This is a genomic window from Lysinibacillus sphaericus, assembly GCF_001629735.1.
Classification (GTDB): domain Bacteria; phylum Bacillota; class Bacilli; order Bacillales_A; family Planococcaceae; genus Lysinibacillus; species Lysinibacillus pinottii.
Genome location: NZ_CP015224.1, coordinates 681,551 through 701,839, shown reverse-complemented (window position 1 = coordinate 701,839; position 20,289 = coordinate 681,551). Strand labels below are relative to the sequence as shown.

The following is a 20,289-nucleotide window of genomic DNA, read 5'->3' as shown; positions in this document are numbered from 1 at the left end:
GTCTTTTATTAGTTACGTCTTTCTTGTATCAGTCTCCAATCCACAAAGCCTTCTTGTAGGCCTTTTAATAATATTTCTGCTGTCCCCATATTTGTCGCCAGTGGCACTTGGTAAACATCACAAAGACGGATAAGTGCAGAAACATCTGGCTCATGTGGCTGTGCTGTTAATGGATCTCGGAAAAAAATAACCATATCCATATCATTGTTGGCAATCATTGCGCCAATTTGTTGGTCGCCACCAAGTGGACCTGAACGAAATCGTGTTACCTCTAAACCAGTGGCTTCAATGACACGCTGTCCTGTTGTACCGGTAGCATAAAGTGAATGTTCAAGTAAAATTTCTTTGTAAGCAATAGCAAACTGTACTAAATTATCTTTTTTACGATCATGTGCAATCAATGCGATTTTCATATAGCTTCCATCCCAATCTTTAGATGATGTTTTCTAAACCATAAACAAGTTGATCCATTTTCATAACCTCTTCTACACAAAAGGCAATGCCCGACATAAATGAATTTCGATTTAATGAATCATGGCGAATTGTTAAAAGCTGCCCATCTCCACCAAATAATACTTGCTGGTGTGCCACTAAACCAGGTAAGCGAACAGAGTGGATGCGCATGCCATCAAAGTCTCCACCTCTTGCACCTTCAATGGTTTCTTTTTCTTCTGGATGCCCCTGAGTCTTTTGCGTACGTGCCTCTTGTATTAATTGAGCTGTTTTCACAGCTGTTCCAGAGGGTGCATCAAGTTTTTGATCATGATGCATTTCAATAATTTCTACATCTGGTAAGTATTTGGCCGCTTCTTTCGCAAATTTCATCATCAGGATAGCGCCAATCGCAAAGTTTGGTGCAATAATGCAGCCTAACTCTTTTTCTTTGGCAATGGTTGATAATTCCTCTAGTTGTGCATCAGTAAATCCTGTTGTACCAATTACAGGTCGTACATTTAAATTCAACGCTTCTTTAGTATGATTGTATACAGAATGTGGGTTCGTTAAATCCACTAATACGTCTGGAGAAGTTGCTTCTACAAGATCATGCATTTCCGTAAATATAGGTACTGTATAGCTCGCTGGGAACATGTCTAAATCAGCTAATGTTTTTCCTACTTCCTTATAATCTAGTACAGCTACTAATTCCATTTTGTCATGTTTCATGACCGTATGTACAGCCTCAGCCCCCATTTTTCCTCTTGCTCCTGCAATAGCTACACGAATCGACATCATTCTTCATCCTTTCTCGTCCAACGATCCTTATCCCTTGTTTCAAATTTATGTATGACTCTTAATAGAGCTTCATCTAATTTAATACCCTGAGCATTGGCAAAGCATACTAAAACAAAGAAAAAGTCACCAAGTTCTTCTTCAATACTGTTTATTTCCTCAGTATTCTTTTTCTTTTTTTGTCCATATACATCCTGAACCTCACGAGATAGCTCTCCTAATTCCTCTGTTAAACGGGCTAGCAGTTCGAATGGTGGGAAATATCCTTCTTTAAATTGTCCTATATAATTATCAACACGCTGTTGTAATGCTTGCATTGTTAGTTGTTCTGTCATTTACATCACACTCCTATTTACCATCCTATATAATTTACACCGTTGTTGTCAAAACCAATAAAATGTCAGATAATAGATATCACTACTTCATTTGTTTGGAACTACAGGAGGCCAAATGTTAAAACAGATTAAAATTCGTAATATTATCGCAATAATGCTCGGAGCAGCCATTTTTAGCTTCGGGTTTGTTCACTTCAATATTCAAAATCAGCTAGGTGAAGGTGGACTAAGTGGAATTACACTCATACTATACTTTACATTAGGATGGGACCCCGCCTTAATGAACCTATTATTAAATATTCCCATGTTTATAATTGGTTATCGATTACTTGGAAAGAAATCTTTTGTTTATACGCTTGTTGGCACTTTATCTGTTTCTCTTTTTCTAAAGATTTTCCAGAAATATCAGTTTACCATTCATTTAGAAGATGACATGTTACTCGTTGCTCTTTTCGCGGGTATATTCGTCGGACTTGGCCTAGGAATTGTCTTCCGCTTTGGTGGCACTACCGGCGGCGTTGATATTTTGGCACGACTTGGACATAAATATTTTGGCTGGAGTATGGGTAAAACGATGTTTGTCTTCGACGCCATTGTCATCATCCTTTCATGGCTTACATTTTTAGATGCTCGTTCCATGATGTACACATTAGTCGCTGTATTTGTTGGCGCTCGTGTTATTGACTTTGTACAGGAAGGAGCCTATGCAGCGCGTGGTGCTCTCATTATATCTGAGAAGTCCGGTGTTATTGCCGAAACAATCGCCTTACGAATGGAACGCGGGATCACTATTTTGGAAGGACATGGCCACTTTACTAAGCAGCCTAAGGAAGTTATTTATTGTGTGATCGGTCGCAACGAAGTTGTACGCCTAAAATCCATTGTTCATGAAGTGGATCCACACGCTTTCGTTTCTATTATAGAAGTACGCGATGTAGCAGGAGAAGGCTTCACTCTTGATGATCAAAAACAACCGCTTCATTAAGTGTTTGAAGATAAAAAACTTGTTATAGTGGTGTTCCACCATAACAAGTTTTTTTCTTAGTCATCGCTACGCATATTCGTAAAAATTAGAATTAGACGTAATAATTCTAGTACCGCTACCGCTGCTGCTGCTACATATGTTAATGCTGCAGCACTTAATACTTTTCGTGCTGGTCGTTCTTCTTCATTTGTAATAATGCCAAGCGAATTCATTTGAACTAATGCCCGCTTTGAAGCATCAAACTCCACTGGAAGTGTCACTAATTGGAAAACAACACCTGCTGCTAATAATATGATACCTAAAAGCAAGAAATTCGTACTACTTGCAAAAATACCAATCATTACAAAAATCCAAGATGCATTCGAAGAAATATTTGCCACTGGGACTAGCTTACTACGTAATGTAAGCATAGAGTAAGCTTCTTTATGTTGGATGGCGTGACCTACCTCATGGGCAGCTACCGCAGCACCTGCAACACTCGCTTCATAAAAGTTACTTTCTGATAAAGCAACTGTTTTAGTTGCCGGATTATAATGATCAGACAACACACCTTGTGTTGGCACAACTCGTACATCATATAAGCCGTTCGCATCTAAAATCGCACGCGCTACCTCTGCACCTGTTTGGCCTTTCATTGTACGTTGTTTCGCAAATTTATTATACGTGCCTTTTACTTTCATTTGTGCATAAAGTGGTAGCAGCATAATAATAATAAAATAAACTATATACATGCTTGTTGACAATATTCTAACCCCTTTCTACCTCTATACTATAATTCTATAATTTATACCCTAATTCGGCAAATATTTGCGCCACCTAATTGAGAAAATCGCAAGGAGAATACATGCAATTGATAACCAAAACGTAAAGTAGCCAATATAGCTTGTGTACTTGACTAAATCCCCATACATAGGCATTTGACCAAACACATAGTCAATGACATCATTATGGAGCGTCCAGACAGCCGCTATAAATACATGCCAGTAAGTGAATACATATTTCTTCATATATAAGATTGCTTGAACGGCCATTGCAAAATGTGAGCCAACTAGCATCCAGCCTTGCCAACCGATTGACCCTGTTTCAATTAATGTCCAAATATTCATGACATCAGCCCATAGACCATATTTCACTAATGTTACAAGCGCTAATACTTCCATTAACGGCCATCTTTTTCCCATAATCCAAGCAATTAACACAAAGCAAAAGAATAAGCTAGCTGTTGGACTATCAGGAACAAAAATATAAAAAATAGGCTTAGTAATTGCAAGCTGCCATCCATACCAATAATAGCCATATACTGTGCCTAATAGATTAATAATAAGCAGCGCTATTAAGAATGACTTATGGTTAAGAAGATACCAAAGATTTGCACGTGTTATCTGCATGATTACAACTCCTTGCGCTTTGCTAAAATTCTTTGTTTATGTACAGTATAGATTTTTGTAGGTGAAATTATTTTCACAACTTCAATATGTGCTAATGGATAGAATTCATTCGCTTTTATCTACTTTTCGACATTTTTCGCTAAAAAATCGAGGGTAAGGGAACCTTTTCTACTAGCTTTCAGTCCAAATATATAACAAGGTCGAAAAAAAAGAGCCAGTTTCCTGACTCTTTTACTATTACTCAGCTTTTAAACTTTCGATAAATTCAGCAAGTTTCTGAAGATCTTCATCTGAACCTGTCCATAATCCTGGTGGCATGTTACCACGACCATTATGAGCAATGTCCTTAATTTCATCAGCTGTTAATCCAGTGTTCATTAGAGATGGTGCACCAGCTCCACCTTCTAAGCCTTCACCGTGACATGTAATACATGCTGAACCAGCGTATAGTTTATAACCTTCTGATTCTTTATCGAATTCAACTGTTTCTACGATTGCACCCATAGCTTTTTGAGCTTCCCAGTCGTGGTTAACAACTGACTCCCAAGTTAGGTAGAACATAGCAGCTAGAGTTAATAACATAAACGCTGTCGGTAATGGACGTTTAGATGGACGACGTTCTGGACCCTTGTCTAAAAATGGCATTAATAATAGCGCTCCAAATGCAAGACCTGGAATTACAATTGCTCCAATTACATTGTATGGACCAGAAGCAAATGAGTATTTTAAAAGTTGATACATGAATAAGAAGTACCAGTCCGGTAGCGGTGTATATGCTCTAGTTGGATCTGCCGGCCCTTCAAGTGGTGACGGGTGAGCGACAGTTAATAATAAGTATCCAATTAAAAATACAGCACCTACCATCCATTCCTTCAGTAAGAAGTTCGGCCAGAAAGCTTCCGTCTTACCTGGATATTCGGAATAATCCTTTGGAACATTCGGCATTCTGTGATTCGCTTTAATACGAGAATCGCCGACAAATTTCATTCCTTTTCCGCGATGCATAGTGTCCCCTCCTTTTAAAGATCATCGAACCGTCAAGACAATTACAACGGCCCTGAAATTCCTTGACGACGAATCATGATAAAGTGTGCTGCAAGTAACCCAAACAATACTGCAGGCAAGAAGAATACATGAATCGCAAAGAATCGAGTTAACGTTTGAGCACCAAGAATAGTAGTGTCACCCGCTAATAATACTTTAATCATCGAACCGATAAACGGTACAGATGCTGCAATTTCGATACCTACTTTAGTAGCGAATAATGCTTTCATATCCCATGGTAATAGGTATCCTGTAAAGCCAAGACCCATCATTACACCAAAAATACCTACACCAACCATCCAGTTTAGCTCACGAGGTTTCTTATAAGAACCTGTGAAGAACACACGAAGTGTATGTAAGAACATCATTACGATAACTAATGAAGCTCCCCAGTGGTGCATACCGCGCACGATTTCACCAAATGCTACTTCGTTTTGTAAATAATAAACTGATTTCCAGGCATTCACAACGTCTGGTACATAGTACATTGTTAGGAACATACCAGATAGAATTTGAATTACTGTGATGAAGAATGTTAATCCACCGAAGCAGTAAACGAATGCTGAAAAATGATGTGCAGGGTTAACGTGCTCTGGCACTTCGTGGTCGGCAATATCACGCCAAATAGGTGTAATATCTAGGCGTTCATCGACCCAATCATAAATTTTATTTAGCACTGTTGTCGTACCCCCTTACTTATTTAACTAGAGTATTTGCTTTAGCTGGACCAATCATTAAATAGCCATCTTGTTCTTGTACTTCAAATTCATCCAACGGACCTAGAGGCGGTGTACCTGCAACGTTTTTCCCGTTTTTCTCATAACGTCCTGCGTGACATGGACAGAAGAATTGACCTGGGTGTGCAGAATCTCCATTCCAGTCAACCATACATCCTAAATGCTTACAAACAGGTGAAAGGGCAATGATTTGATCGCCACTTTTATAAACCCAAGCTACATCTGTAACCTGTGATTTGTACCATGCATCCACTTGTTCATATGAAAAGTCAACTTTTACAGGCTCTTCAGTCAAGTCAGCGATTTTATGCTCTGTTTTTACAAAATCTCCACCCTCATGCTTTTGTAGCACAGGATCAATTGCAAAGCGAAGCATTGGCATTAGCATACCTGCCGCCATAAATCCACCTACACCAGTAAGAGTATAACTTAGAAATTGACGACGTGAAACTCGATTATTACTCATTATTTTCCCCCCTCTAACTTAAAGGTCAGTCCAACGGACATACTTTTACAAATAGTAATACTAGGACATATATATGATATATCAAGTCCATAGCTTGGTCAATATAGCATTCTGTGGAAAGCTGGAGAATGTGAACATTTATTGAAACTAATTGTTAAATCTGTGCCCATTTGGTCGAAAGCATCGGAACCACTTGCCGTAATTGATCTTCGAGAATTGATTTTTTCACACCTGCGTCCATGCTTTCTAATGGAATTGCTGGTAACCAAATAATATTTACTATATCTCCAATATTTGTCCAAGAGTGATCACAAGTAATGAAGAACACATGCTTAAAGCCAGCATTATGTAATTGTGTTTCAAATTGCTTCGGTAATTCTTCGTTTTTTAAAGAAGCCATATAAGAAAAAGGTGGCATGACTAGTAAACGGCCTTTAAACTGTTGTTCTATGAAAGAAGTTAAAGACATTAGAAAATCTACCTCAGCGCCACTTTGTTTCATTTTCTCAGAAGCTAAATCGATGGATATGAGCGGAACAATCGCAGTATCGATGAAATCCTTCTGTCCCAAAAATGATGTCACATCGTTTGCATTAAAGTACATTCAACAAACCTCCTTTATCACATAATAAAAATGCCCTTTTCCACTCTTCAAATAGGATACCCAATTAAAAGTGAAAACAATCATTCACTAGTAATGTTACCATATTGAAGTGGGTAAAGGACATTCAATTTTTACCTATAACTAAGGTAAATTAGCCGTTTCCTTTAATGCTTGTAACAAATTAGACAATTCATAAAAACGTTCTTCATCTCCCTGATCGAGGGCATCATCAATTTGTGCAAGTAATTTTTCTTCTTGGAATACGAGTAAGCTATTGGAAAGCAGTTCTTCTGCCAGTAAACGATCTTTTTCACTAACTAACAGTGTCTCTGGCATATAAGGGTTTTCTTCTAAAACTGCTAAGTATTGTGCACTTGGTGGTATATTTGGAAAATTCAATTGTATATACATATCTTCTTGCTCGTGTAAGCGTAAATCATGGAAAGACTTTTCAGCGTCTGCTGTCATTACATTGCCTTTATAGAAACGAAAAGGCACACCTGTTGAATCAACCGTAGACATCACCATTGCTCTAGGACAATAGTGAGCTTCTTCCACAAATCGGATTCGTTTTAATAAGTCATCATTACTAAGTAAGTAATTTAAAATCCACACACACTCACGACGTTTCAATTGATAATTTTTTAAAAACCATCGAACAAATGCTTTTTTATCAACAACTGATACAGAAGCAGTCATACCCACTCCCTCCTTTACTCAAATTCTAAGGCTTCTAACTTCTCTTGCCATTCTGGTTCACCTGGTTGAATGTTCATTAATTGTTCAAGAACCACTTTCGCTTCTGAACGTTTACCTTCCTCTAATAAAAAGTACACATATTTTTCTAAAAATGTTGCGTCTTCCTTAAAATCATTATATGCCAAACGGTAAAATTCGTATGCACGGTCGTACAATTCTAAATTTTCATATGCCTCTGCAGCAAATGGATATAACGTGCTCCATTCAAAATCATTTTGCTGTAGAGTCTCAAATAATTCGATAACATCTTCATTCCGTTCCTGTTGTCCTAAAACAGAAATAAGTGCTAACACGGCTTCCATATACTCAGGGTCTAATGCTATTGCTTCTCGTAAATATTGCTCAGCTTCTACTGGTAAACTATTTTTCAAGGCCATTTTTCCAGCAAATAAATAGAGCGTTTTATCATATTCATCGCGTTTTAATCCCTCTTGGATCGCCGTATAGGCTTTTTGATTTTCCTCTGTCATCGCATAGCTTTCTGCCAGCAATAAGTAAGCCGAGAAGTAATCAGGATCTAACTCTTTCAATTCCTCTAATTGTTTAATAGCCATCTCGTATTTTTGGGATTGGAAGGCTGAATACGCAGCACCAAATAAAATATCTGGTTTCACCTCATCTTCAAGTGCCTTTAAATAATAATCCAATGCTGTTTCGTAGGCAGCCCCGGCACGATAAACCTCCGCTAATCGTTCCACAAGATGAATACCAGCAAATTCTTCTTGTTGCTCATTTAATTCTTCATACAATCTTGCGGCTTCCAAAAAACGACCTGTTTCAAATAACAGTTCGGCTTTGGCAAAATGAAGTAATGGCTCGTCTGGCAAAATTGCTAGTGCTTCATTTATACGTTTTTCTGCTACCTCAAATAACCCCTGCATTTGATAATAATCCGCTAAAACTAATAATGCTTGTGGATATTCTGGTGAGCCTTCTTCGATTTCAAGCAATAAATTTAATGCCTCATCTTCATCACCAAGCTCCATTAATACATTTGCACGATCTATTTTTAACTGTGCCTCTTCTGGGAATAAGAATTGTAAATGCTCCAGTACGCGGTCAGCTTCTTTCATGTACCCATATTGCATAAAAATTTCTGAAAGTGCGTAAATTTCCTCGGGTAGCTCCTTCACTAAAAATGTTTCAAGTAGCTGATCTATTAATGCTAAGTCTCCCTGTTCAAGTGCTTGCATCATTTCAGTCATCGCATTGTTCACAGTCATTCACCTATTCTTTCTTTGATACCTTTATGCTACAAAACATTTACCACCGAAACAAGAAAAAACTCCCCAAAAGCTTGGAGAGTCAATCTTCAATTGTTACCTTACTGCCTCAATATGTTCAAAGAATGATGGATAGGATACAGCGATACACTGTGCATCATCTAAAGTGACTGGTCCTTCGGTCATTAAAGCAGCCACAGCACCCATCATTCCAATTCGATGATCGCCATATGTTTTGAGACTTGCACCCTTTAATGGTGTTGGCCCTTCAATAATCATACCATCATTTGTTGCTTCGATGTTAGCACCCAGCTTTTTTAATTCAGCTACAACCGCTGTAATACGGTCTGTTTCCTTTACTTTTAACTCCTCGGCATCTTTAATAATGGTTTGACCATGTGCCTGTGTAGCAAGTAAAGCAAGGATTGGTATTTCATCAATTAAACGAGGAATCATGTCTCCCTCGATTGTTGTACCAGATAAAGTAGATGTTTGGATTTGAATAGTTGCTGTTGGTTCAGCTTGACTATTGTCATTTGGCATCACTGTCATGGTTGCACCCATTTTAGAAAGGACCTCGATAATTCCATCACGTGTTGGATTAACGCCAACATTTTCAAGTGTTAATTGACTATTATGACAGATTGCCCCCGCCACTAAGAAAAAGGCTGCAGATGAGATGTCCCCTGGTACAGAAACATGAGTCCCACTTAAAGCTTGTCCACCCTCTAATGAAACAACCCCATCCTTCACTTCGACATCGGCACCAAACTGACGGAGCATTCGTTCAGTGTGATCTCTTGACACTTCTGTTTCTCTAACTATCGTTGTTCCCTCAGCACGCAAGCCTGCAAGTAATATAGCAGATTTAACTTGTGCACTAGCTACTGGCATGTTGTATTCAATGGCCTGGAGTTTTGTACCTTGAATGGCTAATGGTGTATATTGACCGTCTGCACGTCCCGTAATATGGGCTCCCATTTGACGCAGTGGATCAATAACACGTCGCATTGGTCGCTTGCCAATAGATGCATCCCCCGTCATGACTGAATGAACTGAAGATCCTGCTAAAATTCCGAGCATTAAGCGCGTTGTTGTACCAGAGTTACCTGTGTACAACACCTCTGTAGGCTCCTGCCAACTATCCATCCCTGGACTCTCTATCTTTACACTCGTTCCTTCCACCTCAATATGCACACCAAGCTTCTGGAAGCAATCAATGGTACTTAAACAATCTTCCCCAAGTAAAAAACCTTCTACTGTTGTTGTTCCAGTCGCAATGGAACCAAACATCACAGAACGGTGAGAGACCGATTTATCGCCTGGAACAGTTAGTGATCCCTGTAAAGATGGCTTATTGTATTGTAAAACTTTTTCACTCATTAATTTACTCCCTCCAATATGAAGACAGAAAGCGCCGTAATCCCGACGCTTTCTTTTTTTATGAAATATATGTTTCAAATTTCGCACGTTTTTGTATACATGCTGCTGCACGTTCGCGGTCATTTTCACTTTGGAAACTAATGACCAAAATACCGAAAACATCCTCCCTCGATTCGACAATTCTTAAATTCGTAATACTTATTGCCTCATCAGCTAGCAAACCTGTTACCTCGGAAATGACACCTGGATAGTCTGGAACATCTACGTATAAGTCAAACGCTGTATACATTGCTCCTGCGCTAATTGGTAATTCATCTCTCAGTTCTTTGGCAATAGAAAAATAGTCTTCAATATCTCGAGAGGTACCATTCGTCAGCAAATCCTTAATACGGCCCATTTCTTTTTCCCAGCCTTCTAGCTGAGTAAGTAACTCATCACGATTTTGTAAAGTGATGTCTCGCCATAAAACCGGGTTGGAAGAGGCTATACGCGTCACATCACGGAAGCCTCCTGCTGCAAGAGAGCGAGTCATAGGATATTCCCCATTCTCTCCTCCTAATTGATGCACAAGAGAAGCTGCAATAACATGAGGGAAATGGCTCACCACAGCTGTCATATGGTCATGCTCACTTGCAGAAACACTTACCACCTTTGCATGCGTAAATTTTAATAGACTTTCTAGCTGTGCCATATGAACAATTTCTTCACCAGCGAGCGGTGTTAGCATATAGTAGGCATTTTCAAAAAGATGCGCCTTTGCAGCTAATACGCCACTTTTGTGTGAACCTGCCATTGGATGTCCACCAATAAACGTAATGCCCAGTTCACGTAATTCACCAGCTTTTTGCATAATTAATTTTTTTGTACTTCCTGTATCTGTTACAATGACTTTATTTTTTAATGGCCATGATTTTAATTGCTCCATCCATTCAAGCGTTGCATTAACTGGTGTACCGAAAATAATAATATCGACATCCGCTGCAATTGCCTGTGGATCCGTCACAGTGTCATGTACAATATTTAATGCTTGTGCATGCTCACGTGTTTGAGCATCCATGTCATAACCAATAATCTTTGTATCTGGTGCCTTCTGTAAAGCAAGGGCGATAGAACCACCGATTAATCCTAGCCCAATAACGAGCACATTGCGTGTCATGCAAATACTCCTTGCTCTTTTAATACATTGTCAAGTTGAACTAGCAATGCTGCATTTTGGGCTTCGGTACCGATTGTGACACGGATAAATCCTGGTAATCCTAAAGCATTACCACTGCGCACAATAAAGCCCTTTTTCATAAGCTCTTGGAAAATGACATCACTATCAGCCTTTGTATCAAAGAAAATAAAGTTCGTATCAGATGGGAAGTATTTTAGATTATGTTTTTCACAGAATTCAACATATTGTTTTTTACCATGTTCATTCGCTTCACGACATGCTTCTATATATTCCTGATCACTAAGTGCAATAGCAGCTACGGCTTGGCTTAGACTTGTATTATTAAATGGACCTCTGACCGGATCAAGCTTTTCAATAATAGTTGGTTGGCCAATCGCATAGCCAACTCGGAACGATGCCAAACCATATGCCTTAGAGAATGTACGTAATAAAAGAACATTTGGATATTGGTCGATGATTGGTAGAGTATCCTTATGTTCAGGATGTGTCACGTATTCAATGTACGCTTCATCAAGTACGACAAGTACATCGTTTGGTACTTTGGCAAGGAAGGCACGTAAAGCCGTATCTGGAATGACCACACCAGTAGGATTATTCGGACTACATACCCATATAACGGCTGTTTGATCATCAATCGCAGCAGCCATCGCCTCTAAATCATGTGCACCCTCCACACAAGGAATTTTACGGATTTCAGCACCTTCAATTTCAGCATTATGCCAGTATTGGGAGAAGGATAGGTCAGCCATAATGGTATTTACCCCTGGATACAACAAAGCACGAGTAATAATAGCAATGATATCGTCAGAGCCGTTACCAAATAGAAGCTGTGTCTCTTGAACACCTAGATGATTTGCAACAGCTGTACGTAAATTTTGTGCATAGCCATCTGGATAAAGAGCATGATTCACTGCATTATTTTGTAAATAAGCTGTCACCTTAGGTGAGCATCCAAATGGATTTTCATTAGATGCCAATTTAATAACTTCTTTTAAGCCATATTCACGTTGCACTTCTTCAATTGGTTTTCCTGGTTTATACGCTTGCATACCGTCCAATTGTTGTTTCCACTTCATCTAAAACATCTCCTCTACTTATTTAGCTTGTGCTAAATCTGGTCTTAATTTCACTGCATCATTGAGATACAAGTGCTTAACATCTTTTTGGGCTACCTCTATATTCGCATGAATTAATACTCGAATACATAATGGTAGGGCATTCGGTACATCCATTTCATGTGTACACATCACTGGAACATATTGCCACCCTTCCATCAATCGGACTGCCCGAGCAGGAAATGCTGAGGTAATATCAGGCGTAGTAGAAATCAAAATGGAAGCAATATCATCTATTTCTACATTATTTGCTGCCACAACCTCACGCACTAATCTTGCTGTCTCATCCCATACAAGCTCTGGCTTGTCAGATTCAATTGTAATTGCTCCTCTAAGTCCACGAATCATACAAGCACCTCCGCTAATAACTCTCTATATTCGGCATCTACTTCTTTGCATTCTTTTAAATCAATTGCCCGCACAAACGGTTTACCGATTTTTTCTAACAAAACAAATTGCAAAATTCCATATTCTGTCTTTTTATCTTTCATTAAATAACTTGTTAATTGTTCGAATGTATAGTCATTTACTGCCTCAAAAGGATAGCCATTTTTAACTGCAAATTGTAAAAATGCTTTAGTAAATGGACGATTGAGCTCCCCATAACGTTCACTCAATAATAAGCAATACACAAGACCAATCATGACTGCCTCACCATGAGCGACTTTGCCGTAGCCTGCAGCCGCTTCAATCGCATGTCCATATGTATGGCCCAAATTTAAAAACTTTCGAACAGATTGCTCTGTTTCATCCTCTGCGACAATTTTTGCCTTAACCTCAATTCCCTTTTTTAGCTGCATCGCTAATTCCTGCTGATTAAAATGCATCACGGAATCTGCTGCCATTAATTCCTCTAACCATGCTGAATCAGAAATCATCGCATGTTTGATTAACTCAGCTGTTCCTGAACGAATTTCGCGTACAGGTAGGGTTTCAGAAAAAACTGTATCGTAAATAACACCTTCCGGCTGATAAAATGCGCCAATCATATTTTTTCCTAATGGATGGTTAATAGCCGTCTTACCACCTACGGCTGAATCATGCGCCAAAATAGTTGTTGGAATTTGAATAAACGGAATTCCGCGCATATAGGTTGCTGCAACAAATCCCGTTAAATCACCAACAGCCCCTCCACCAAAAGCAAAAACAAATGATTTCCGAGAACATTTTTGCTCAAGTAAAAAAGTTTGAGCTGCATAATATTGCTCAAAGGTTTTGCATGCTTCGCCACCAGGCAAAATAAATACTTCAAAATCATATGGGAAATTTGCCTTGAAATAGTCTCCCTGAGCCTCCCATACATGAGCATCTGTAAAGACAAAAAACTTATCTGCTTTATTTAGCTGATCCGCATATGTTTGAATAGCTTCAGTTAGAAAACGATGGCCAAGTAGAACCTCATAATGATGTGATTTTGTTGCAACTGGAACACGCATATATCAGAACCCCTTCGTATATTGACGATGTTCATCAATTTGAGCTTTTAATTGTGGTAATTGGTCACTATGGAATTGTTCCAAAATAACAGTCGCTATTTCCCAGGCAATAACATGCTCCGCTACAACTGATGCAGCTGGTACCGCACAGCTGTCCGAACGCTCTACACTTGCTTTAAACGGCTCTTTTGTTTCAATATCCACACTTTGTAATGGTTTATATAATGTTGGAATTGGTTTCATTACACCTCGTACAACAATTGGCATGCCCGTAGACATACCACCCTCTAAGCCACCAAGTCGATTGGTCGCACGAGTATAGCCTTCTTCTTCCGTCCAAATAATTTCATCATGAACTTCAGAGCCTTTGCGACGAGCCATCTCAAAACCAAGCCCAAATTCTACCCCTTTAAATGCATTAATAGAAAGCATTGCCGCCGCTAACTTAGCATCGAGCTTACGATCATAGTGTACATAAGACCCTATACCTGCTGGCATACCTTCTACGATGACTTCAACAACTCCACCGATAGAATCCCCAGCTTTTTTTGCTTCATCAATCGCATCTACCATCTTTGCAGATGCCACTGGATCTACACAATAGCAAGGGTCCGCTTCCACAATGGCACGAATTTCATCGACTGTTTTCCCTTCCACTAAGGAGGTATCAGCCTTAATTCCGACAATCTCCGTAACATGCGCCACAATAGAAATACCTAATTCATTTAATAAAGCCTTTGCCACAGAGCCGACTGCTACACGTACAGTTGTTTCACGAGCTGAAGAACGCTCTAATACATTTCGCAAATCACGGTGTCCGTATTTCATGCCTCCAACTAAATCTGCATGGCCCGGACGAGGTCGTGAAATTTGCCGTTTGATATCCTCAGGATTTACATCTTCTGCTAATGGCTCAGCACCCATAATTTTCGTCCAATGCTTCCAATCATCATTGGCTACAACTAGAGCGACAGGTGATCCAAGTGTTTGTCCATGACGAACGCCTGCGACAATCTCTACTGTATCTGTTTCAATTTGCATGCGTCGTCCACGTCCATGACCTCCTTGACGTCGCTTTAAATCGTGATTAATTTTTTCTGCAGTAATAGGTAAGAGTGATGGTAAACCTTCAATAATTGTTGTTAGTTGGGGGCCGTGTGACTCACCCGCTGTTAAGTAACGCATAAACGCTTTCTCCCTTCAACTCGCTAAAGTATGTATTTTTCACTATAACATATATTCTTTAAAAAAACAGTCCTTTTGCAAATGTCTTTTAAGTTCATACTATTTACACAACCTATATGCGAATATTCTGAACGACTTGCATAAAACATTACTACACTACTGAAGTGAAGTGCTAAAATTTATAAAAAATACGCCTTTGCTTAGGATAAGCGAAAAGCGTACGAATTATCTATGTTAATGCTTTAGTTACTATATGTACATGATGAAACCAGTCATTTGTACAAGCTTTTCATTCATATTATAAACTGTTTTTCCGATAGAAGAATGTGTCCTCTACTTCAAATTGGTAACGAGATGGATTAAAAATTTGCTCTGTCGATCCTACAAATAATATGCCATCCTTGCGTAATGCTTTACTAAAATCGTTATAAATTTGATCTTTGGCTTCTTCCGTAAAATAGATCATTACATTGCGGCAAACTATTAAATCATAATTGCTGTCATAGGTATCATTGAGCAAATTTTGTTTTTTAAAGGTCACACAACGCTTAATCTCATCTTTCACGCGGTAGAAGGATCCTTCTTGTTCAAAACATTTAGCTTTAATGTCATTTGGCACTTCAGCTAAGGAGCGCTCTGGGTAGACACCCAATTTCGCTTTTTGAATGACATTTTCATCTAAATCAGTAGCAATAATTTGAATTTGAGATAAAGGCACTAATTGAGATAAGACCATTACTAATGAATACGGCTCTTCTCCTGTTGAACAAGCAGCACTCCAAATTTTTAAACGCTTATTAGTTTGTAATAGCTTAGGTAATATTTTCTTTTGCAATACTTCCCAACGCTTGCCATTACGATAAAATTCAGAAACATTAATCGTCATACGATCTAAAAACTCATTCATTAAATCACGATTTTGTTCAAGTGCCCTTAGAAAGTCAACAAAATTTCGATAACCTTTTTTTTCATAAAGTGAGGTTAATCGTCTTTTCATTTGCGCTTCTTTATATAACGCTAAATCTATTCCTGTTTTGCGCTTGATACCTTCTATAAACTGTTCATAATCAGACATATGGTCATCTTCCCCTCTAGCGTCGTAGTTCCATTATAGCTGAAAAGAGACAATCCTGAAATAGTCTTTCTCATGTATACTCGTCTACTTGTTTGAGTTTTGTTTTTCCTCTAATAGTAGCACCTTCGACTGTTCTAATTCAAGGCGCATTTTTTCCGTTTCAATTGTATAGGTTTCTAATCGCAGCTTTTCTAATTCTACTTCTTTTTCGATAGCCTTTAATTTTATTTTTTGCTGTCTTGTACGGGAATCTGTAAAAATTCCTGCTAAAGAAATAATAACCCCACCAATAATCGCTACAATGGCAATTGACAATATATCCACATCCTTTCGTTTCTAAAATTATACGGCAAAATAGAAAAAATAGTTTCACTTTCCAGAAATTTATTTCAATTTAAAAAATGAAGGTAGTTTTTCACTACCTTCATTCTAGCTACAGGACTAAACTTGTATACGGTAATGTTTTAAATCTTCTCGCAATTTCGCCTTCAAAAACTTACCTACAGATGTTTTTGGTACCTCCTGAATGAAAACAATATCATCTGGTATCCATGTTTTATGGAATTGCGCTTGTAAGTTTTCGATTAGTTCCTCTTTAGAAATAGAATTTTTGTATTCTGGCTTTGGCACTACGCACGCCAAAGGGCGTTCCAGCCATTTCTCATGTGGGATGGCAATAACAGCGGCTTCAAAGACTTTTGGATGGGACATCAAGGCATTTTCTAACTCAACTGACGAAATCCATTCACCGCCACTCTTAATTAAATCCTTTGTACGATCCGTAATTTTTATATAACCATCCGGCGTCATTACCGCAATATCCCCTGTATAAAGCCAACCATCCTTAAAAGCTTCATCGGTACGCTCATCCTGATAGTACTCATTTGCAATCCACGGACCTCGTATCGTTAGTTCTCCCATCGTTTTACCATCCCATGGCACCTCTCCATTTTCATTAACAACACGAGTCTCAAGAAGTGGCATTGTCATCCCTTGGGTAATGCGAACATGCATTTTTTCATCAGCCGTATAGTCCTGCATATGGGTTAAATACGTTGATAAGCTTACAAGTGGAGAGGTTTCTGTCATGCCGTACCCAGTCATATAAGGAATCTTCAACTCTTCCTCAAAGCCCTTTACAAGACCAATAGGTGAGGCGGAACCTCCACAAACAATTAACCGCATAGACGATAGGTCACGAGGGTTTAGACGTTGCTCCTGTAAAACGCCCAGCCAAATAGTGGGTACACCTGCCGTCAAGGTTACTTTGTACACATCAAAAAGCTCAAGTAAAAGCTGTGGCGTAAACATTGGACCAGGTAATACCTGTGTGGCACCAAAGGCTACACTAGCAAAGGGGAATCCCCATGCATTAGCATGAAACATTGGTACAACAGGTAGTACAACATCTGATTCACAAATAGCAATACTATCTGCAAGCCCAGCAGTTAAACTGTGAAGGACAATACTGCGATGTGTATAAACTACTCCTTTCGGCATACCAGTCGTTGCACTTGTATAGCACATACCTGCAGGTGTATTCTCATCTAAATCATCTGGAAATGAGAAATGCTCATTAGCATCTGCAATTAATGCCTCATAGGACAAAGCATTTGGAATGGGGATAGATTCAAGTGCCACAGCATCACCCATAATGATAATGTGTTTAACCGTTTTCAGCTGTGAAACAAATGGTGCAATAAGGGGTACTAAATTGTCGTCAATTAATAATATTTCATCCTCTGCATGATTAATGACATAGATAATGTGCTCAGGTGCCAACCGAATATTGATCATATGAAGAACTGCTCCTGCACAAGGTACAGCAAAATAGGCTTCTAAATGACGATGATGATTCCAAGCAAATGTCCCAACCTTCGTGCCCTGCTGCATACCTAATTTTGTGAGAGCATCCGCTAATTGACGAGTTCGTTTGACATATTCTTTATACGTAAATTCATGAATTGTCGTAGCACTTGTTCGCGAATATATTTTCTTTGACTGAAAAAATCGTTCTGCTCGATTCAAAAAACTTGTTAATAATAAAGGCGTATCCATCATATGCATGTTACCGCTCCCCTTCGCTGACAAATTTTTGAAACAACCGAGGCTGACTGCCACTACAGATAAAAAGATTTACTTAGGCTGCATACGAATGGCTCCATCCAAGCGAATGACCTCACCATTTAACAAACCATTTTGGATAATGCTTTCTACAAGAAGTGCATATTCTGACGGCTTGCCAAGCCGTTTAGGGAATGGTGTCATTTGCGCAAGAGCCATCCTTGCAGGTTCTGGTAAAGAAGCAAACATCGGTGTTTCAATTAAACCAGGAGCAATAGTCATCACACGCACACCAAACGCGGCGAGCTCACGTGCAATTGGTAGTGTCATCGCTGCTACGCCACCCTTTGATGCACTATAGGCAGCCTGTCCAATTTGGCCATCAAATGCTGCTACGGATGCCGTATTAATGATAACGCCGCGCTGACCATCGTCATTTGGCTCATTTAGCTGCATTTTCTCAGCAACTAGACGGATGACATTGAATGTACCAATTAAATTAACCATTATTATTTTTTCGAATAAACCAAGTGCATGAACACCTCGCTTGGAAATTATTTTGCTCGCATCCGCAATTCCTGCACAATTCACTGCAACATTAATAGGGCCAAATGCTGCTATGGCTTGCTCAAGACCTGTTGCTACATCCTCTTCCTTTGTAACATCTACTCGTACATAGAGTGCATGTTGCCCTAATTCCTCTACTATAGCTTGTCCACGTTCATCATTCACATCAAAGATGATGGATTTGCCACCTTGTTCGACGATTTGGCGAACAGTCGCCTCTCCTAAACCCGATGCACCACCTGTTACTACTGCTACTACATCATGCTTCCTCATTGCCCATATCCCCCTTACATTTTTTCAATAATCGTAGCATTAGCCATCCCCATACCTTCACAAATAGCTAGTAAGCCGTATCGGTAATTCTCTCGCTCCATGCGGTAGAGCAAAGTCGTTAACAATTTTGTTCCGGTAGCACCTAATGGATGTCCTAGTGCAATCGCTCCTCCATCTGGATTGAGTTTCTTTGGGTCCCCACCAATTTCCTGCAACCAAACAAGTGGCACAGGTGCAAAGGCTTCATTGACCTCATAGGTATCAATATCCTCTATCTTCAGGCCAGAACGTTCTAACGCCTTTCGAGTCGCTTCGATTGGCCCTGTTAACATCAATGTCGGGTCAGAGCCCACAACAACTCTTGTAATAATTTTAGCGAGTGGCTGAATACCGAGTTCCTGCGCTCTATCCAAAGCCATAACCACTACTGCTGATGCCCCATCACTCATCTGACTCGCATTACCAGCCGTAATCACGCCATCCTCTTGAAAAACAGTTTTTAAACTATTTAAAATATCAACAGTAGTTTCAGCACGAGGACCCTCATCCCTACCAACGGTTGTTACAGTATCATCTTCTTGGATTACTTCAATTGGTAGGATTTCATCTTTGAAATACCCAGCTTCAATGGCTGCTAGTGCGCGTTGATGACTCTCATAGGCATAACTATTGAGCTGCTCTTTTGATAATGACCATTTTTCGGCTATTTTTTCTGCTGATAGCCCCTGATGTATAATATTATAATTTTCCTGTAAGCGATTACCTAAATGAGCATTTTGCATGTTAGTCCCCATAGAAACCCTAGACATACTTTCCACACCGCCAGCAATAACTACATCCATATCTCCTGCTAAAATGGCTTGTGCTGCGAAATGCACAGCTTGCTGGCTCGAACCACATTGACGATCGATGGTCACCCCTGGCACACTATCAGGAAATCCAGCCATTAACAGGGCCGTCCGTGCAATATTTCCCCCTTGCTCTGCTGTTTGTGTTACGCAACCTAAAATAACATCATCCACCTGTTCTTTAGTTATGCCTGCTCTTTGTACAGCCTCCTGTAACACATCAGCTGCCAGATCATCCGCTCGAACATGACTTAATGCTCCCTTCCTTCGCCCCACAGCCGTTCGCACAGCTGCAACAATCACCACTTCTCTCATCTCCATTACCCCTTTTCTTCGTCATCCTTCACAGTTTATTGACAAGACTATTAATATATACCTAATTTAATTATCAGAAT

General features: G+C 39.4%; 23 protein-coding genes. 1 reads left to right on the top strand and 22 read right to left on the bottom strand.

Features of this window, described 5'->3' with window-relative positions; translation table 11 throughout:
- Positions 1-8: 8 nt before the first annotated feature.
- From mgsA to A2J09_RS03365, 3 genes are read right to left on the bottom strand one after another with little or no spacing between them, the layout of a single operon-like run.
- Positions 9-413, bottom strand: coding sequence for a methylglyoxal synthase (gene mgsA / locus A2J09_RS03375; protein ID WP_008181558.1), 405 nt, complete (start codon positions 411-413; stop codon positions 9-11).
- Positions 414-432: 19 nt separating this feature from the next.
- Entirely contained in the window at positions 433-1,230 is a 798-nt protein-coding gene (gene dapB, locus A2J09_RS03370; RefSeq protein ID WP_031417990.1) for a 4-hydroxy-tetrahydrodipicolinate reductase, read from the bottom strand.
- Positions 1,230-1,565, bottom strand: a complete 336-nt coding sequence (locus tag A2J09_RS03365) for a nucleotide pyrophosphohydrolase (protein ID WP_031417989.1) — start codon at positions 1,563-1,565, stop codon at positions 1,230-1,232. The genes dapB and A2J09_RS03365 overlap by 1 nt, the downstream gene beginning before the upstream one ends.
- Positions 1,566-1,680: 115 nt before the next feature.
- On the opposite strand from A2J09_RS03365, the gene A2J09_RS03360 reads away from it, so the two are divergent.
- Positions 1,681-2,550: a YitT family protein gene (locus A2J09_RS03360; protein ID WP_008181565.1), complete on the top strand. Its 870-nt coding sequence runs from the start codon at positions 1,681-1,683 to the stop codon at positions 2,548-2,550.
- 56 nt (positions 2,551-2,606) lie between these two features.
- Here A2J09_RS03360 and A2J09_RS03355 read toward each other — a convergent pair whose 3' ends face one another.
- The 19 genes from A2J09_RS03355 to A2J09_RS03265 form a co-directional block, all read right to left on the bottom strand.
- Entirely contained in the window at positions 2,607-3,281 is a 675-nt protein-coding gene (locus A2J09_RS03355) for a zinc metallopeptidase (RefSeq protein WP_008181566.1), read from the bottom strand.
- Between the two features lie 60 nt (positions 3,282-3,341).
- On the bottom strand, positions 3,342-3,938 hold the full coding sequence (locus tag A2J09_RS03350) for a lipoprotein heptaprenylglyceryl N-acetyltransferase LhaT (RefSeq protein ID WP_031417988.1): 597 nt from the start codon (positions 3,936-3,938) through the stop codon (positions 3,342-3,344).
- 237 nt (positions 3,939-4,175) lie between these two features.
- Entirely contained in the window at positions 4,176-4,943 is a 768-nt protein-coding gene (locus A2J09_RS03345; protein ID WP_004232669.1) for a menaquinol-cytochrome c reductase cytochrome b/c subunit, read from the bottom strand.
- Positions 4,944-4,984: 41 nt separating this feature from the next.
- Positions 4,985-5,659: a menaquinol-cytochrome c reductase cytochrome b subunit gene (gene qcrB / locus A2J09_RS03340; RefSeq protein WP_008181573.1), complete on the bottom strand. Its 675-nt coding sequence runs from the start codon at positions 5,657-5,659 to the stop codon at positions 4,985-4,987.
- Positions 5,660-5,678: 19 nt separating this feature from the next.
- Entirely contained in the window at positions 5,679-6,185 is a 507-nt protein-coding gene (locus A2J09_RS03335; RefSeq protein ID WP_031417987.1) for a QcrA and Rieske domain-containing protein, read from the bottom strand.
- Positions 6,186-6,339: 154 nt separating this feature from the next.
- A complete protein-coding gene (locus A2J09_RS03330; RefSeq protein WP_031417986.1) occupies positions 6,340-6,789 on the bottom strand; it encodes a DUF2487 family protein in 450 nt (149 codons plus the stop codon).
- 141 nt (positions 6,790-6,930) lie between these two features.
- Positions 6,931-7,488: a ReoY family proteolytic degradation factor gene (locus A2J09_RS03325; protein ID WP_031417985.1), complete on the bottom strand. Its 558-nt coding sequence runs from the start codon at positions 7,486-7,488 to the stop codon at positions 6,931-6,933.
- Between the two features lie 14 nt (positions 7,489-7,502).
- Positions 7,503-8,771 carry a tetratricopeptide repeat protein gene (locus A2J09_RS03320; protein ID WP_012293650.1) on the bottom strand — a complete coding sequence of 423 codons (1,269 nt, stop codon included), beginning with the start codon at positions 8,769-8,771 and terminating at the stop codon, positions 7,503-7,505.
- Between the two features lie 96 nt (positions 8,772-8,867).
- Positions 8,868-10,154 carry a 3-phosphoshikimate 1-carboxyvinyltransferase gene (gene aroA, locus A2J09_RS03315; protein WP_036161175.1) on the bottom strand — a complete coding sequence of 429 codons (1,287 nt, stop codon included), beginning with the start codon at positions 10,152-10,154 and terminating at the stop codon, positions 8,868-8,870.
- Positions 10,155-10,212: 58 nt separating this feature from the next.
- Entirely contained in the window at positions 10,213-11,310 is a 1,098-nt protein-coding gene (locus A2J09_RS03310; RefSeq protein WP_012293647.1) for a prephenate dehydrogenase, read from the bottom strand.
- Positions 11,307-12,407, bottom strand: coding sequence for a histidinol-phosphate transaminase (gene hisC / locus A2J09_RS03305; RefSeq protein WP_012293646.1), 1,101 nt, complete (start codon positions 12,405-12,407; stop codon positions 11,307-11,309). The genes A2J09_RS03310 and hisC overlap by 4 nt, the downstream gene beginning before the upstream one ends.
- Positions 12,408-12,425: 18 nt before the next feature.
- Positions 12,426-12,794: a chorismate mutase gene (aroH, locus tag A2J09_RS03300; protein WP_012293645.1), complete on the bottom strand. Its 369-nt coding sequence runs from the start codon at positions 12,792-12,794 to the stop codon at positions 12,426-12,428.
- Positions 12,791-13,882: a 3-dehydroquinate synthase gene (gene aroB, locus A2J09_RS03295; protein ID WP_012293644.1), complete on the bottom strand. Its 1,092-nt coding sequence runs from the start codon at positions 13,880-13,882 to the stop codon at positions 12,791-12,793. Before aroB ends, aroH begins: the two co-directional genes overlap by 4 nt.
- A gap of 3 nt (positions 13,883-13,885) precedes the next feature.
- Positions 13,886-15,067 carry a chorismate synthase gene (aroC, locus tag A2J09_RS03290; RefSeq protein ID WP_012293643.1) on the bottom strand — a complete coding sequence of 394 codons (1,182 nt, stop codon included), beginning with the start codon at positions 15,065-15,067 and terminating at the stop codon, positions 13,886-13,888.
- Positions 15,068-15,365: 298 nt separating this feature from the next.
- The gene (locus A2J09_RS03285) at positions 15,366-16,142 is read right to left on the bottom strand and encodes a CheR family methyltransferase (RefSeq protein WP_031417978.1); all 777 of its coding nucleotides are present in this window, start codon (positions 16,140-16,142) and stop codon (positions 15,366-15,368) included.
- Positions 16,143-16,226: 84 nt separating this feature from the next.
- Positions 16,227-16,457: a hypothetical protein gene (locus tag A2J09_RS03280; protein WP_031417976.1), complete on the bottom strand. Its 231-nt coding sequence runs from the start codon at positions 16,455-16,457 to the stop codon at positions 16,227-16,229.
- Positions 16,458-16,583: 126 nt separating this feature from the next.
- Positions 16,584-18,209 (bottom strand): long-chain fatty acid--CoA ligase, encoded by a 1,626-nt coding sequence (locus tag A2J09_RS03275; protein WP_012293641.1) that lies wholly within the window; start codon positions 18,207-18,209, stop codon positions 16,584-16,586.
- Positions 18,210-18,278: 69 nt separating this feature from the next.
- Positions 18,279-19,046, bottom strand: a complete 768-nt coding sequence (locus A2J09_RS03270) for a 3-hydroxyacyl-CoA dehydrogenase (RefSeq protein ID WP_012293640.1) — start codon at positions 19,044-19,046, stop codon at positions 18,279-18,281.
- Positions 19,047-19,060: 14 nt separating this feature from the next.
- Positions 19,061-20,209, bottom strand: a complete 1,149-nt coding sequence (locus A2J09_RS03265) for a thiolase family protein (RefSeq protein WP_036161172.1) — start codon at positions 20,207-20,209, stop codon at positions 19,061-19,063.
- Positions 20,210-20,289 lie beyond the last annotated feature (80 nt).